This window comes from Halogranum rubrum (assembly GCF_900114455.1).
GTDB lineage: Archaea > Halobacteriota > Halobacteria > Halobacteriales > Haloferacaceae > Halogranum > Halogranum rubrum.
Window position 1 is genome coordinate 34,255 of the sequence record NZ_FOTC01000012.1, and the last position, 14,895, is coordinate 49,149.

The 14,895-nt window shown below is 55.5% G+C and carries 13 protein-coding genes and 1 pseudogene; 9 read left to right on the forward strand and 5 right to left on the reverse strand.

Annotated features, from left to right (window positions below; genetic code table 11):
* Positions 1-409: 409 nt before the first annotated feature.
* Positions 410-3,034 carry a glycoside hydrolase family 31 protein gene (locus BM083_RS22255; protein WP_089872776.1) on the forward strand — a complete coding sequence of 875 codons (2,625 nt, stop codon included), beginning with the start codon at positions 410-412 and terminating at the stop codon, positions 3,032-3,034.
* A 218-nt stretch (positions 3,035-3,252) separates the two neighbouring features.
* On the opposite strand, the pseudogene BM083_RS23890 reads toward BM083_RS22255, so the two are convergent.
* Positions 3,253-3,540, reverse strand: a pseudogene (locus tag BM083_RS23890) (hypothetical protein); the annotation flags it as partial.
* Between the two features lie 214 nt (positions 3,541-3,754).
* Here BM083_RS23890 and BM083_RS22265 point away from each other — a divergent pair.
* Both BM083_RS22265 and BM083_RS22270 read left to right on the forward strand, forming a co-directional pair.
* Entirely contained in the window at positions 3,755-4,345 is a 591-nt protein-coding gene (locus BM083_RS22265) for a DUF7342 family protein (RefSeq protein ID WP_089872778.1), read from the forward strand.
* A 3-nt stretch (positions 4,346-4,348) separates the two neighbouring features.
* Positions 4,349-4,831: a toxin-antitoxin system TumE family protein gene (locus tag BM083_RS22270; protein WP_089872780.1), complete on the forward strand. Its 483-nt coding sequence runs from the start codon at positions 4,349-4,351 to the stop codon at positions 4,829-4,831.
* A 592-nt stretch (positions 4,832-5,423) separates the two neighbouring features.
* Here BM083_RS22270 and BM083_RS22275 read toward each other — a convergent pair.
* On the reverse strand, positions 5,424-5,978 hold the full coding sequence (locus BM083_RS22275) for a DUF7344 domain-containing protein (RefSeq protein WP_089872782.1): 555 nt from the start codon (positions 5,976-5,978) through the stop codon (positions 5,424-5,426).
* Positions 5,979-7,045: 1,067 nt separating this feature from the next.
* Here BM083_RS22275 and BM083_RS24255 point away from each other — a divergent pair.
* Together BM083_RS24255 and BM083_RS22285 are read left to right on the forward strand one after the other, a co-directional pair.
* Positions 7,046-7,246 (forward strand): DUF7835 family putative zinc beta-ribbon protein, encoded by a 201-nt coding sequence (locus tag BM083_RS24255; RefSeq protein ID WP_089872784.1) that lies wholly within the window; start codon positions 7,046-7,048, stop codon positions 7,244-7,246.
* Between the two features lie 279 nt (positions 7,247-7,525).
* Positions 7,526-8,107: a DUF7344 domain-containing protein gene (locus BM083_RS22285; protein ID WP_089872785.1), complete on the forward strand. Its 582-nt coding sequence runs from the start codon at positions 7,526-7,528 to the stop codon at positions 8,105-8,107.
* Positions 8,108-8,157: 50 nt separating this feature from the next.
* Here the strand turns inward: BM083_RS22285 and BM083_RS22290 are convergent, their stop codons facing one another.
* The gene (locus BM083_RS22290) at positions 8,158-8,571 is read right to left on the reverse strand and encodes a TRAM domain-containing protein (RefSeq protein ID WP_089872787.1); all 414 of its coding nucleotides are present in this window, start codon (positions 8,569-8,571) and stop codon (positions 8,158-8,160) included.
* 755 nt (positions 8,572-9,326) lie between these two features.
* Here BM083_RS22290 and BM083_RS22295 point away from each other — a divergent pair.
* Entirely contained in the window at positions 9,327-10,592 is a 1,266-nt protein-coding gene (locus tag BM083_RS22295; protein WP_089872789.1) for an orc1/cdc6 family replication initiation protein, read from the forward strand.
* A gap of 89 nt (positions 10,593-10,681) precedes the next feature.
* Positions 10,682-11,509 (forward strand): IS5 family transposase, encoded by an 828-nt coding sequence (locus BM083_RS22300; protein ID WP_089872791.1) that lies wholly within the window; start codon positions 10,682-10,684, stop codon positions 11,507-11,509.
* Between the two features lie 120 nt (positions 11,510-11,629).
* Here BM083_RS22300 and BM083_RS22305 read toward each other — a convergent pair whose 3' ends face one another.
* Positions 11,630-12,043, reverse strand: a complete 414-nt coding sequence (locus tag BM083_RS22305) for a MarR family transcriptional regulator (protein WP_089872793.1) — start codon at positions 12,041-12,043, stop codon at positions 11,630-11,632.
* A 128-nt stretch (positions 12,044-12,171) separates the two neighbouring features.
* Between BM083_RS22305 and BM083_RS22310 the strand changes: the two genes are divergently transcribed.
* Entirely contained in the window at positions 12,172-12,720 is a 549-nt protein-coding gene (locus BM083_RS22310) for a DUF8170 family protein (protein ID WP_009367758.1), read from the forward strand.
* A gap of 161 nt (positions 12,721-12,881) precedes the next feature.
* On the opposite strand, the gene BM083_RS22315 is transcribed toward BM083_RS22310, so the two are convergent.
* Positions 12,882-13,262, reverse strand: a complete 381-nt coding sequence (locus BM083_RS22315; RefSeq protein ID WP_089872794.1) for a MarR family transcriptional regulator — start codon at positions 13,260-13,262, stop codon at positions 12,882-12,884.
* Between the two features lie 460 nt (positions 13,263-13,722).
* Here BM083_RS22315 and BM083_RS22320 point away from each other — a divergent pair.
* Positions 13,723-14,895, forward strand: a 1,173-nt coding sequence (locus BM083_RS22320) for a tyrosine-type recombinase/integrase (RefSeq protein ID WP_218149012.1), incomplete at its 3' end; no start/stop codon positions are given.

Genomic DNA, 14,895 nt, shown 5'->3' on the forward strand with positions numbered 1-14,895 from the left:
GCTGTCGTCCTGGTGTCCACTTCGCTTGAGAATCCATGCGTTCACACAGAGTGCGACGCACTGACCTAGTCGCTGCCTGTTTTACCATTAATTCTGTGAAACGACACCAGTGGCTTGCGGACTACACCCTCTAAGTCTTGCACGCAATTTCTGACAGCTTTTGGTGAGGTTTCTGTGACTGTGCTGAACAGAGAGCGCATCGTCTCAGTCCCGTGCACCGGAGAGGCCAGTCGCGACGTCCGCCGCGTACGCCGCGGTTGGTAGTATTCACAACCAGTGCTACATTAAAATTCCCCATATATCTGCATTGCACATTATGTTGTCTGAAATATTACTTCCAACTTTCAACCATGTTTATGACACGGGGGTGGCTATCCCGAGATGCGTGACAAGAAATAAACTCACCCGCATGGGTCGCCGTACACTTCTTAAATCAACTGCTGCTCTCTTTGGCGTCGGAGGTGTGCTCGCATCGGCTTCGAGACCGGCACGAGCGGACCACTACGATTCGAAGATTCATTACGAACCACAACTCGACAACGAGAACCTCGCTCAATTGTCTGTCCAGTCACACAAAATTCTCGGAGACGGTGTGAAATTGGACTTCGGTGACCACGACGGATACGTTCGACTATTCGCCGACGACTTTGCTCGCGTTTCCGTGACCGAGCCTGGCCAGGCCGAGTACGAGTCACCCGGCGTCGCGAACGGACTCGACGAGTGGGACGCCCCGACGTTCGGCGCTGAGAGCACCTCCGAGCGCATCGTCCTCGAGACCGAGAGTATCACTGTCGACATCAGCAAAGATCCCTTCGGCGTCAAGTTCCTCGACGCGGATGGGAACGTCGTTAATGAGGACTATCTCGACAAAGGAACGTCTGGATACGAGGGTGACAAACCTTACGTCTACAAGAAGACCGACGAAAACGAGGCCTTCTACGGGTTCGGCGAGCAGCCTGACATGGGGTTCAACCAACGCGGCGAGAAGCTCGAAAACTGGAACACCGACCAATACGGGTACGGTCCAGACAGCGACTACGTCTACTCGTCAGTGCCGTTCTTTGTTGGCTTGAAAGACACTGGTGCGTACGGTATCTTCTTCGACGATCCGTATCACTCGGTGTTCCACATGGCTGACGAGTCGGACGACTACTACTACTTCCTCGCTGACGGCGGACAACTGACCTACTACTTCGCTTATGGACCCGAAGTGAGCACCGTCCTCGACCGATACACGGACCTGACGGGGAAAATCGATCTTCCCCCGAAGTGGGGAATCGGTCTCCACCAGAGCAAGTGGGAGTACACAGCACAGGAAATTGTCGACACCGCTGAGACCTACCGTGAGAAGGAAATCCCCCTCGACGCGATGCACTTCGACATCGACTACATGGGTGGGGAGTACAACGCCTTCACCTGGGACCCCGACTACTACGACGCTCTACAGACGCTCAACGCCGATCTTCCGGAACTCCACTCAGTTGCGGTCAACGACCCTGGCGTTGGCAAAACCACCGAAGTCAACGGCGAGCCGTACGAGACGTATCTTGAAGGAACAGAGAATGATTATTGGGTCAAAGACGCCGACGGCGACACGTTCACAGCCGAGGTCTGGCCACCAGAGGCTGTGTGGCCCGACTTCTCTCGTGAGGAAGTCCGCAGCTGGTACGCTAGCCAGCACGACGCGCTGTTCGACGCCGGTATCGACGGTGTGAAAAACGACATGGGCGAACCGGCGGTGTTCCAGAAGAACGAGAAGTACGACTGGACGATGCCGCACGACAACATCCACGGTGTCGGCGAAGATACGATACGCCACGAGGCGTACCACAACCTGTACGGGTTAGACTACGCCCGTGCTGCTTACGAAGCCTTCGAGCAGTACAAGCCTGAAAAGCGACCATTCCTCCTGAATCGAAACCTGTTCGCCGGCGGTCAGCGATACGCGGCTATTTGGACCGGCGACAATGTGAGTTCGTGGGAACACCTCAGACTATCGATTCCGATGATGCTCAACCTAAGCGTTTCGGGGATGCCGTTCGTCGGCTGCGACATCGGTGGGTTCGTCAACCGGCCGTCGCCCGAACTATTCGCCCGCTGGATGCAGGCCGGTGCGTTCAACCCCTACTGTCGGAACCACACCGACTCACACCGGAAGGACGAGCTGAACGGCCCGCGGAACCAGCATCCGTGGACGTTCGGTGAGGAGGTTGAAGCGATCAGCAAGCAGTACATCGAGCTGCGGTACCGACTCCTGCCGTATCTCTACAACGCATTCAAGACGGCCTCGGAGACCGGCAAGCCTGTCCAACAGCCGTTGATGTTCCAATTCCAGGACGACGAACAGACCGTCGACATCGATGACCAGTTCATGTTCGGTGACGACATGCTCGTTGCGCCGGTGCTGGAGAAAGGGGCAACCACACGCGAGGTCTATCTCCCCGAAGACGAGCAGTGGGCCGACTTCTGGACGGACGCTGTCCACGAGGGTGGTCAGACCATTACCGTCGACGCTCCGCTCGACCGTGTCCCACTCTTCGTGAAGATGGACTCCATTATCCCGATGCGCGAGATCCAGCAGTACACCGGTGAGAAGCCGTTGACGATGCTCACTCTCGACACGTATCTCGACGAGGAAGTGTCGTACTCGTTCTACGAGGACGACGGCGAGACCCGAGCACACGAAAACGGCGCGTACAACGTGACAGAGTTCACCGTCTCGACGAATCCCGGTGGTGTCGTCACCTTCGAGCGCGAACACGAGGAACAGAACTACGACGACTCGGAGCTGTCGTCGTATCTCCTGAAACTCAACCGGTCGGAAGCACCGCAGAAGGTTCAGGCTGCGGCGGCCAAGTACACCGCAGTCGACGACGCCGAGACCGTCACGGAGACGTCTGAGACATACACCCACAGCGAGGAACAGAACGCTGTGCTAGTACACATCCCGGCCGATGAAGATAATGCAGTTCGGCTGTTCTTCAATGGGCAAGGGCGAGGCCCTCAGGGTCAGGGCAAGGGTCGCGGCCACTAGTAGGCTCCGGGTTATGGTATGCGAACGAGACGTAAAGCGTCTCGTTAACATCGCCGTCCGCTCCCGCTGCCAACATTCAAGCGTCGCAGTATCTGCATTCTCTCTGAGCAGGTCTCTGAGTAGTAGTGAACACTAGCGCTTCGACCTGCTCGTTCCTTATCTAGACAGTGCCTCTGCAGCGTCTCTTCCTCTGATGCAGACCATCGCGACCTGTGGAGTCGAAAACGAGAGCATCGCAGCGACGTCTTCACGTCGACTGTGTAGCCGAAAATCTCGAAATCATGCCCTGAATAGCTCTCAGGGTTACACAGACGCATGGCGTCGTCGTTCTCCCAGTGCCACATCTCGACGGGGAGATATTCACGGCAGAACGATTCGAAGGCGAGTTCGCCGAGATTGCCGATGCGTTTGACCCCAATGTCTCTTTGGTTCGTCTCGGTGACCTGTTTGAGCGCTTGATGGTGGGCACGTTCGCGGTCGATTTCGTCAGGGCGGTAGCAATACATACAATCGGTAGGAACACTCTTCTCAAGAGAACTGTTGTGCTGTCTCTCGAACACTCGATCCCTATAACCGTCCTATTGAGGAAAAACCGACACACAGGACGTTCCCGTCTCATAGGCAAGTGCGCCCCATGTTGTTGATTAACCCGCAGACACAGAATGCAGTAGTATAGGACCCTACCAAAGTACTATACTCCTGTACCCCGTCACCAGAGCTATGAGCAATCGAACGCCACCTGACGACTTCACCGACATCAACGACGATGTCGGCGAGGAATGGGAAGCTGAGACAACGCCCTACGAGCGAGTGCGCCACGTCATCGCCCATACGTACGCGCCTGTCTCGGCAGACACCGTCGCCACAGACGCCAGGACATCGCCGAAGACAGCACGCAAGCACCTCAACGCACTCGCTTCCGAAGGCTTCGTCACTACTACAACGGGGTCCCACGGTGGGACAGCTTATCGGCGGTCGCCGGAGTCGCTTGTCGTTGAGCAGGCCGCGGACATCCTCGAGCACGTCTCGACAGACGAGCTTGTCACACGAATTGCAGAGATGCGTGAGCAACTCAAAGAGTACCAGACGAAATACGGCGTCGAATCACCCGAAGAGGTGACCGTCGAGCAGACGAACCAGACGCTCTCGGAGTCTGAGTCTACACAGCCAGACATCGATGCTGAAACACTCCGCGAGTGGCAGACGACGCGGCGGAACCTCGCGTTTGCGAACGCCGCACTGTCGATTGCGAACGCCGAGCGCTTCGTCGACGACAGCCTACGACCAACAGACGAGAGTGCCTCCGCCTAACTGATGGGAGGACCTGATAAAACAGACGAACTCCATTCACTACGCGGAGCAATCGACCGAGCAGCGCTGCTCACGATTCGTGACGTTATCGAGCAGACCGAGCCGCTTGCAACCCCGACGCTAGACGACTATCTCAATCCATCTGTGCTCACCGTCACACTCGATGATGGCCTCTGTAGTGCCGACGCCGCTCGCCTCGACGTCCAATGGACGACCCATGGTGACTACAAATTTCACTATACAGATTCCGAGGGAGTGAACGTGCGCTGGGGCAAGCATCCCCACAATGGTGACTATATCCACGTCCCGGGACTCGAGCATTATCACCCGCCACCAGATGCGACCTCAGATCCCAACGACGTCGAAGACTCCTGTATCAAACAGTCCGTCGAAGTGCTCGTCACACGCGCTGTGCTCAAACTGTGGCGCGTCGCGTATCACGCTGAGTCCTACGAGCCTCTGAATGCTGCGAGTAATCCACCGTAGCAATCTTCGTGAATAGGAGTAGTAGACGTGATTTACACGCATTTGCGGTGGTGTGGCGTGTATGGCTTATCACAACGGGTGTGATTAGATGCTGGTTCGAGACGATTGGGCTGACCAAGTCTGTGACGACCATCACGAGTTCCTCAAGCCGTCACCACTGTCTGCAACAGCGACAGACACGCTTGACAGAGTAGCCCCCATCGACGAGTTCCAACGGACAGGTTGATAAGAAAGACGCTATCATACCCATCTGTGCGTCCATTGACGCACGCCAGATATCCCCGGCCACAGCATCACAACCGACGCTTTTCTCGTCGGTCGTGAACGCTGCACCACCGCCAGCCGTCATCCGCCACCTGACGGCCGGCCCCCTCGTCTCGACCCCACGCAGCGACTCTTCTAGCAATCAGCGTGGATTACTCATCAATTCCGGTCAGGACGCTCGCAGGGGACGACCTATGCTACGACTAACTATCCCGTGGTTATGGGGTATCTTGATGGCGGCTATTACCTCTTCATCTGCATCGATATGCCAGTGATCGGACCGGATGCGTAACGGCCGTCTCTTGTTCCAAGTAGTTGAGTCGAATCGTTAGTCAGTAAGAGCTTCGCTGACCACAAACGCGAGGAGAGCCACCGTACTTGCGATTGCCCAGCCTGCAGCTGGGAGTCCCGAGAGAACAGGAACTCCGAGAAGGCCGGCGGCAACGAGAAGGACATAAACGACCACCGCGCTGAGCCGAAGCGTAATCAAATTCGATTCCGGAACCACTGGATCTGCATAGAGGTATGGGAGCAGGGGTGCTGCAGCGGGGCGAAGCTCAATTGTTCCGCGATTCTTCTCAAAGTCGATGATCCCGTAACTCGCCATCTTTGGCAGGTGTACTTGATACAACCCAATATAGACGCGTTTACGCTGCTGTGAGGAAATTGCGTGGAGGTCGATACCGTTTTCTATCGCTGCAATGTGTTCAGCGACGTCGCTGAGCGTTGCACTGCCACCGTTCGTATTGAGGAAGTCCAGTACCTCCCGACGACGTTCGTTTTTTAGAATCTCGAAGAGGTTGTCTGTCGAGAGTGTTATAGCGCCTGATTGTTCGTCAGGGCTGTTGCGACCAACTTCTCCTTGTATTGTAGTGAGTTCCATTTCCCGTTCTTTTGCCAGTAGCCGTGGGGGCTATCACAGACGGAGTGCCATTGCCTGTCTGTCGAAGAGAGCCAGAGTGTAGTTTTCATCACACTTCGAACGAGTGTCGGGTCTTGTCGACTCCGGTGGCTTCCTCGACGGCTATCTATCTGATAGTCGCACAGTCTTAAATACATGACTGACAGGCACAGTTGGTGAAAATCTCAGGAAGAATATGCAGAATTTGACAGTGAAAAGAAAGTCTATATGAGGATACCATCTGCTTATCTCTTAGATTGAACACCGGCAGACCTGTGAAGATGTGAGTCATTATTCATCTCGTATAATACCCAATAGTAATTATGCAGTAATATGATATTCGAGGAGGAACTGTGTCTATTCGGGGTCAAACCGGGCTGTCAGAGGCACTTGCCCCATCCATCCCTTCCCTTCCCAGTTTTCCATCTCAATCCCCCAACTCATCGTATTCGGACTCACGTCTCGGTAGCTGTCACAATCGGTTCCCACGCCGAAGTGGTCGCAGAGACGCATCGGATGCTGACAGCAACCAGAGTTCCAACCGCTGGCGCAGCCATTTGGGGTCGATTGTCTCGCCCGGCAACGGAAGATCGTCAAGCATCCACCGAAGAATACTCCCCATCGTCCACAGCAGCGCGAGTGTCTCGTCACTAATACGAAGCTGTGTACACTCCGAGCGACGATGCATGATTCGTGGTCGTCTCACTGGAAGGATACAAAATTGCCAGCCGTCGATGGGTTCATCGTCGCTCCCATATTTGTCTCATTGAATACCCCAGAGCGAATAGCTGGGCCAAAGGAATGTCTCTCCGAGCAGGCGTTTCCAAGGTGCCCGCTACTAGTTATACCGACCATGCGCCTTCTCAGCGTGTATTCACCCCTCAAACTAGCTTAGAGACGAGTGAACCCTTTTATCGATGTTCGACGCGTTCCAGATTAGAAGCCAACGCAGTGCTGCGATTAAGAGTCGAAAAACATCCAGAACAGAGTAAAACAATTCGAGACGAAGCTCTCTCTTTATTCGGTCGCCGCAAGTTCCACAGAATGCTATGGCAACCAAACCATCCGCCCTTGACGGAGTCACAGAAGCATGCTCGGAATGCGCACGTGAGACGCTCCACAAGGTCCGGGTGGAGCTCCGCAAAGAGAGCTCAAAGCCGAAGAACGCAGAGTACTCCCGCGAGCCGTATCGCGTGGCGACCTGCATGGAATGTCAAACCGAGACGACGCTGCGGATGAACAACGCTTGAGACAGCCGTCGCTGCCCAGACTACTTTTTTCGCGATGGCCGCTTACCACAGAGACAGCGTCCACAGCCCGGTGAAAAGCTGGAATCGGACCAGCGAGTAAGTGCACGAAAAACAAGACCCAAACTCAATACGAAATTCACCCGACACTGGGTAGAAATGTCGAATGAGAGTGACTTCTCTAAGAAAACCACCAGACGTGAACGGTATTGAACAGAATTGAATCACCACTAACGGTCGGGGAAGTTTATGAATAGCTGGTGAGTGACTCCGGATAGGCCAATGAGTACCCAATCCACCTCGGCAACTGAATCGTCCGCACAGGCAGCGACCGAACAGCCACTGAGCCGAGATGACGTGTTTCATCTCCTCCAGAACGCGCGTCGGCGTGGTGTGGTGCGGTATTTGAGCGAGCGCGACGATGACGCGGTGTACGAGATGCGCGACATTGCAACGCAAGTTGCCGCCTGGGAGAACAACAAACCCATCGCGCAGCTGAACTCAGACGAGCGCCAGCGTGTCTACATCTCTCTCTATCAGGGACACCTGCCGAAGCTCGCCGAGAAGGGGCTCATCGAGTACAACCAGAGTCGTGGGCGGGTCGAATCCACACCGCGACTCGAACAACTCGAAGCCTACGTCACGACCGATACTGACGAGCAACAGGCCGACTCCGAGCCGGCGACTACTGAGGACTCGACGTCACTGAAGTACTATAGTGGCGCAACAGCCGTGAGTGTCGCACTCTTCGTCGCAACTACGCTGGGACTCGCGCCCGCTGTTATCGCTGGGTCGCTCGCCACGATCATCACGGGCCTGTTCGGTGTGACAACCCTCGGCGTTACCTCACGAACACTCCGGTAAGCGGCGTCTTCCGGTAGTGAGTAGACAAACCGACTCCCGTCGATAGAACGCTACGAGTCGTCTGTGGCGATTTCAGCGAAGGCGACGTTCTCGCGGACCGTCTGAATGTCCACTACAACAGTCTCGCCAGGCTGACCGCCGTCGACGATGATGACGTATCCGCGTTCAACCTTCGCGATGCCGTCGCCTTGCTCACCGAGCGTCTCAATCGTGACCTCACGGACGTCTCCCTCCTCAACGGGCGGCCTCTGCTGAGCATCCGGCGACGTATTCGGGGCGGCGTCCAGCGACTCACTCGGCGACGATGCGGTGGTGTGCGTGAGTACGCCAACACGATAGAACTCGCCGACGTCGAGCTCACCTTCTTCAACCTCCTCACGTGGAATCTCGATGCGGTACGACCCCGCTTGTTCGGTCACAGACGCAGTACACAGACATTGCAGTGAGTCAGGAATCTCGACCATCGGTGTAGTGGTCGCTCATTTGGGGGAACCGTCTATAGAGGTGAGGGCCGCGCACCTCATTGACCCCTGCACACACCACCACTTCCAGTGCTCTGGCCAAGCCGTCACAAGTGAAGCGATTCCTTACCCGAGTCTCCCACTGCATATCGAAGCCCACCCATCCACCGCAAGGCTCGGAACAGCGAAGTGCAGGTTCCAGTCTGCACGGAGCGGGCGGAACGCAGGGGATTGTCCCCTGACCCGCAACGCCGGGCCGCACAGAGCCGACTCCAGAGGCTCCCACCGAGTGGCGGTCAGAAGTTCGTCGACGAGTTCGACCGACAGAGAGAGTGGTGTTTCCAGTGCTTTGCTCAACACACACGGGAATCGCTGAGTGAACCGCTCACTCAACGATTGCAGTGACGCCACTACGGACTAGCTCATCCGCGTGTGTTATTAAACTTTCCACGAATTTAGTATTGTATTTGCAACGAGACCACACCTTGGGTGAAAAAGCACTGGAAACGACACTCTCTCTGTGTTGGAAGCCCACTAAAATGAGTGATCCCTGCCTTCTCACGGCTGTTACCGTCTGGTTCTGCTACTCGAATCCTTGTTTTAGCGATAGCACTGGAAACAGTGGTGTCTGACAATACACTGGAAACGACACTCTGACCGTCCGAACAATTAAGCGGAAGCACTGGAAACAGTGCTCTACGAGGAAGCACTGGAAACATCAGTCCCAGATAAGCACTGGAAACAGTGGTCTGCGCTCTATGAACGAAATCAGTTTCACACCAGACGACAGCCTCTACCAAGACCGCGATAGCCTCTCAGAGGATTACACACCTGACTCGATTGTTGGTCGCGACAGCGAAATCCAGCAGTACCACACAGCACTCCAACCCGTCATCAATGGCGAACAGCCGAACAACATCTTCCTGTATGGCAAGACTGGCGTCGGGAAAACCGCAGTCACGAACTATCTGCTCAATCAACTGCGTCAGGACGCATCCCAGTTCGACGTCGATCTGTCGGTCGTCTCTCTAAACTGTGAAGGACTGAATAGCAGCTATCAAATTGCGATTAATCTCGTCAACCGATTACGGCCACCAGAGGCACAGATAAGCAAAACAGGCCATCCACAGTACGAAATCTACGAGTTCCTCTGGAACAACCTCGATGAGATTGGCGGTACGGTGCTCATCGTCCTCGACGAAGTGGACAACATCGGTGACGACGACTCAATCTTGTACCAGATTCCGCGTGCGCGGAGTAACGGGAATATCGAGAACGCTCGCGTCGGCATCATCGGTATCTCGAACGACCTCGCCTTCCGCGAAAATCTCTCGCCGAAAGTCCGCTCCTCACTGTGTGAGAAATCGATTTCCTTCCCGCCGTATGATGCAGACGAACTGCAGGCAGTCCTCAGCCAACGTGCCGCTGTTGCATTCCACGAGGGAGCACTCGATAACGGCGTGCTTGAGCTGTGTGCAGCGTACGGGGCACAGGATGCCGGCGACGCACGCAAAGCGCTCGACCTACTCCGCGGTGCTGGCGATATCGCGCGTGCAGAGAACGCTGCAGAGGTCACTGCCGATCACGTCAAACGCGCCCGTGCTGAGCTTGAGCGCGAAGAGTTGATGGACGGGATTGCAGACCTCGCCGATCATCAACAGCTCGTTCTGTACGCACTTGCCACGCTGCAAGCGGAAAGTGAAACCCCAGCTCGCTCGCAAGTAGTCTACCAACGGTATGAAGAACTCTGTAAGCTCGCAGCACTTGATAGTCGAACAAGTCGTCGCGTCCGTGACTTCCTCGCTGATCTGGCGATGCTGAGCATCATCGTCTCCTCACAACGCAACGATGGGCTTGCGGGTGGGCAGTATCGTGACCACAAACTCAAGCACGATCTCGAAACCGTGTTGAGTGCGATGAGTGATCTGCTCGAACGTATTGGGATTCACCACAGTATTCACGACGTCGTCGCTGAATCCGACGTGGTGATGCTGTCGACGAACCTTGAATCGTCGTCAGAATAGGGAATCCGTTCGGCTCTGGTGAATCACTAGACGGCGTCGGATTCGTCCGTTAGCTCAAAGGAGTTGAAGCGGAAGATTGCCGATGATCCATGTCGAAAATCTCCCGCTTCACGAGCAAAGCGGTCACGTTAGCTAAAAATGTTGTTGGTGATCGAGGCGAAGTCGCCGCCCCCGAAGGGGGTGGCGGCTTCGCCGACTACGCCCTCGTGTCGCTGCACTGTCTGCGGGTTTACCTCGATGAATCGTACCGCAACGCACTCGATTTGCTGAGCGAGATGCCGCATATTTGTGGGGAGATCGGCCTCGAAGAGGGCGATCTCCCTGACCACTCGACATTAGTAAAGGCGTTTGATAGATTCGAGATGAAGGTCTGGCGAGTGCTGCTCCGACTCTCGTCGGAGCTGCACGACCTCTCGGGTCACGCCGCCATCGACGCCACGTTTTTCGACCGTGAGAACGCCAGCAAGCACTACTGCCGCCGGACGAATTATCGCGTTCAAACACTGAAAGCGACCGCTCTCGTCGACACAGACACTCAAGCGATTCTCGACGTTCACTGTACGACCGAGAAAACGCACGACACACAGCTCGGCTGGCAGGTCGCCTGCCGCAACGCAGGCGACCTGCACAGCCTTGCCGCTGACAAAGGCTACGACTGGATGGATTTACGCGAGAAATTGCGGGAAGAGGACGTGAGACCTCTAATTAAACATCGCATCTTCCGGCCCATCGACCACGCGCATAACGCGCGGGTCGATGGGCCTCGTTACCGCCAACGATCGATGTGTGAGACCGTCTTCTCGTCGGTCAAGCGCACGCACGGCGACGCCGTGCGAGCGCGAACGTGGTACCGAGAATTTCGTGAACTCGTTGTGAAATGTGTTGTTCACAACATCAAGCGTGCCGTGACACCGTGAAATCAACCGCTGTATGGCGATTCACCAGAGCCATCCGTTCTGGACATCGGTGAGAGCGAGAGGAATCGGCTTCAAAAAGGTACTACAGGAGCATCATTCGAGGGTAGAATGCACAACCGCTCACTCAACGGCTGGTCGAAGAGCGTTTTCGTATTTGACCATCTTCTCAGACTTATCCGAGATCGTCTCATAGATGCGCTGAAGCGTCTCTTCTGCGGCGAGGAGGTTGTGTTTCTCGAGAAACGCACGGCCATCGTCGGTGAGTCCGTAGAACTTCCATGGGTAGCCCTGACGACGTTCACCGTCCGAGAGTGCAACCTCTTTGACGATGCCAGCGTCGATCAGCTTCTGGATATGCTTGTAGACAGTGGCATCGCTGACACTCGGGTTGAGCTCCTCGAGTTCGTACATCGACGGGAGTTGCTTGGGATGCTGGAGGATGTTGTTGACGAGCGCGAATCGTGTCTGTTGGGTCACGAAATGGATCAGCTCGCGATTATTTGCCTCCGTCGAGGTTCCCAAGTCGGTGCTCATGTGCTCTCCTACGCGATGCTCTGCAAAGTAGTTTACTCTTGGGTAAATTACCCCAGAGTATATCAGACACTATTGACTCGGTGAATTACTCAGTAAACCATATCTCACACCGGTGAAATGGTGACAATATGAGCGACGAAGAAGCATCGGTCCCCGATGATATCCTCACGAGTGCGAAGACACAACTCGACCAAGAGGAGATCTCGCTCGCGGATAACGAGGAGATTCTCCACGCACTCAGTGAGCTCACGCCAGTCTACGAGAACGAGCGCTCGTATTTCGTGCTCGGAAACTACGACCGAGAACCGATTCGTCGGCTGAATCTCGTGGTTGACCGGCTCAACCGCCGTCCCGATGGCTACGCGTTCCGTATGGTCGACATTCGTGGTGAGTGGGACAACAGCATTCAGAAATTCTGTCTCATCGCTGACCTCGTGACATACCTCGTCGGTGTCGCTGAAAAGGACCCGAGTGACTTCCTCGTTGAACAAGGGTTGCTCGTTGGCACTGTCGAATATTTCGCGAAGAGCTACGTGCTCAAACGAGAGTACGAGGATGAAGCTCATCCCTTTGGGTGGATGCAAGATGGCGTGTTCGACCTATTCGCTCAGGAGGGTCGACTCTATCAGTGGCAAACCGAAGACGACCTTGTCGACGTCGCTGAAAAACTGCCGTAAATAGTCACTATGAACTCTGAGAAAACCGAATTGGATTAACCAACAAAATCTGTGTTTGTCGCCTTGTGTTGGTTAATACGACACTGAATCGACTCCAACATGCACTTGAGGTGTATGTCCGAATGGATCCGCTGCGACGACGATGACCCCACGCTCATACATCAGGCCTGCTCCGAATCAGCGTCTGTATCCTCGTACTCGTCGAGGTCTGGAAGATTGGCGTCCCAATCTGGATTCTCGTCGTAGTAGTCGCCCTCGAACTGCTCGCTCACGGCCGCGAGGCCAATCAAACTCGCCGTGTGTGCATCGTACGCATCAGGGTTGATCGCCCAATACTGGCCCTTATGACGCACAAACCCCTGGTCGTGGAGTCGACCTAGCGTCGTGCCAACGCTTCCTCTTGGGAGTTCGAGTGCTTCGGCGATCTCTCCTGCTCGATACCCAGTCTCTGGAGTCGCTGCGAGGAATCGAAGAATCTTCCGTCCATTCGTGTTCGCACCCGGAAGATCTGATGGCTGGTAGTTTTCGAAGTCGACGGGCATATGTAACACTATGTAACAGAGTGTAATAGACTTGGTGGAGTAGTCTTCCCGAGTACCCTCTGAGCGCCCCGTAGTCGTTCACAAACTTCGCTACTAGCGTTGTGTACACCACTCCACAGTCGTAGATCTCAACGTCGGCATCGCTGCTACAGCCTCTCGGTCCAGTGGACTTCATGGTTTCTTCAACTTGATTCGAAGGATGCGAGACCAATTTCGTTGCTTCAAAAAGCACAAAATCGCCGCAGACTCTATGTAGCGATATACAGTTTATTCTCTGTAAGCATATTCTCACCCAATCAGCCGTGGGTTCAGCAGACTGCAGAGGTCTGGCCAACCCACAAAATTATAAGAAAACCAATTGAAACGCTGAACACCCAGAACATGCCACACTCAGAAACACCCCCAAACACAGCGAGTGGGCTACTACCTCGGAATCTTCGCTCTGAAAGGAGATATCGCGATGAGTGAGTCAGAAGAGGAACCGAAGCTCACGCCCTCGTTCGACGACGTCCGCTGGACAACCTGCTCACTCGAGGACTTCAGCGAACTGTACTGGGACGAAATCGCGCCCTGTCTCGAAGCAGCAGGCATCGATTCGACGAGCGAAAAGCCGACCCATCAGTGGTTTCGAGACCACGATGCTCGCCCGTTCCTTGCTGCACTACGACGCCAGCACGACCGATCCTTTGGCGAGTTCTGGACCGAAGACCTCGGGCTCGGCGACGGTGACGAGGGCTACACGTGGGCCACCACAGACGAACGAACGATCGACGCCCTCGAACGGTTTCTCGACCGCCGGCAATCGCGGTACAGCCTCGCGACGTCGTCTGTGGAGACACTGCGAACACGGCTGAACCTGTACGTCCGTGCCTACCGAGAAGCGAACAGTACAGACGACCTCCTCACACCGATTCAACGCGACGGAGATGCTCCGGCCTACGAAGCCGTCGACGCGTGCTATGCAGCGTTCGACTGGTTGAATGAGGAAGCCGAACGCGAGTACAGCGCCCAGACCCTCCAGCGTGTCCGGCGCATCGTCGACGCCTGGTATCAACATCTGGTCGGACGGCGTGTCGCTGCGATGAATCCGGCGAGCGGTCTCTACGACGAGTTCAAATGGGAACTCGAAGAGTCGTCGACGCCAGCACTCTCCGCAGCCCACATTCGGAAGTTGATGCAGATGACGACGACGCCGCGAGAACAGCTGTTGATGGTTGCACTCGCGGGCTGGGGACTCCGCGCAAGCGAAGTCGCAGCACTCCACGTCTCGCAGTTCAATCGCGACGTTGCCGACGGCGACGTCCCCTACATCGCCTTCGAGAACCGAAAGAACGGTCCCGGAGAGGTGTCGGTGCTGTTCGGCCTAGACATCCTCGACGCACGAATCGACGAGTTAGCAAGCGACGAAACGTGGACAGGGTACGTCTTCCCGTCGCCACAAGGCGAAACACCGCACGTGACGCGAGACACGATTCGGAACTGGTTCCAAACGCTCGCCGCTGAAGCCGACCTCCCCGAGCACATCGACGGCGAGCGTCCGAGTCCACAGCTGTGTCGTCGCTTCTGGTACGACACGTACACGGCAGTCCTCGAAGGCGTGCTCGAAGGCGTCGAAGAGATCGCCGCAGAGCAA

Coding starts and splice junctions, on each gene's coding strand:
- BM083_RS22310 (WP_009367758.1), top strand. CDS start 12,172: ATGAGCGACGAAGAAGCATCGGTCCCCGATGATATCCTCACGAGTGCG.
- BM083_RS22285 (WP_089872785.1), top strand. CDS start 7,526: ATGAGTACCCAATCCACCTCGGCAACTGAATCGTCCGCACAGGCAGCG.
- BM083_RS24255 (WP_089872784.1), top strand. CDS start 7,046: ATGGCAACCAAACCATCCGCCCTTGACGGAGTCACAGAAGCATGCTCG.
- BM083_RS22275 (WP_089872782.1), bottom strand. CDS start 5,978: ATGGAACTCACTACAATACAAGGAGAAGTTGGTCGCAACAGCCCTGAC.
- BM083_RS22290 (WP_089872787.1), bottom strand. CDS start 8,571: ATGGTCGAGATTCCTGACTCACTGCAATGTCTGTGTACTGCGTCTGTG.
- BM083_RS22255 (WP_089872776.1), top strand. CDS start 410: ATGGGTCGCCGTACACTTCTTAAATCAACTGCTGCTCTCTTTGGCGTC.
- BM083_RS22305 (WP_089872793.1), bottom strand. CDS start 12,043: ATGAGCACCGACTTGGGAACCTCGACGGAGGCAAATAATCGCGAGCTG.
- BM083_RS22300 (WP_089872791.1), top strand. CDS start 10,682: ATGTCGAAAATCTCCCGCTTCACGAGCAAAGCGGTCACGTTAGCTAAA.
- BM083_RS22265 (WP_089872778.1), top strand. CDS start 3,755: ATGAGCAATCGAACGCCACCTGACGACTTCACCGACATCAACGACGAT.
- BM083_RS22315 (WP_089872794.1), bottom strand. CDS start 13,262: ATGCCCGTCGACTTCGAAAACTACCAGCCATCAGATCTTCCGGGTGCG.
- BM083_RS22295 (WP_089872789.1), top strand. CDS start 9,327: ATGAACGAAATCAGTTTCACACCAGACGACAGCCTCTACCAAGACCGC.
- BM083_RS22270 (WP_089872780.1), top strand. CDS start 4,349: ATGGGAGGACCTGATAAAACAGACGAACTCCATTCACTACGCGGAGCA.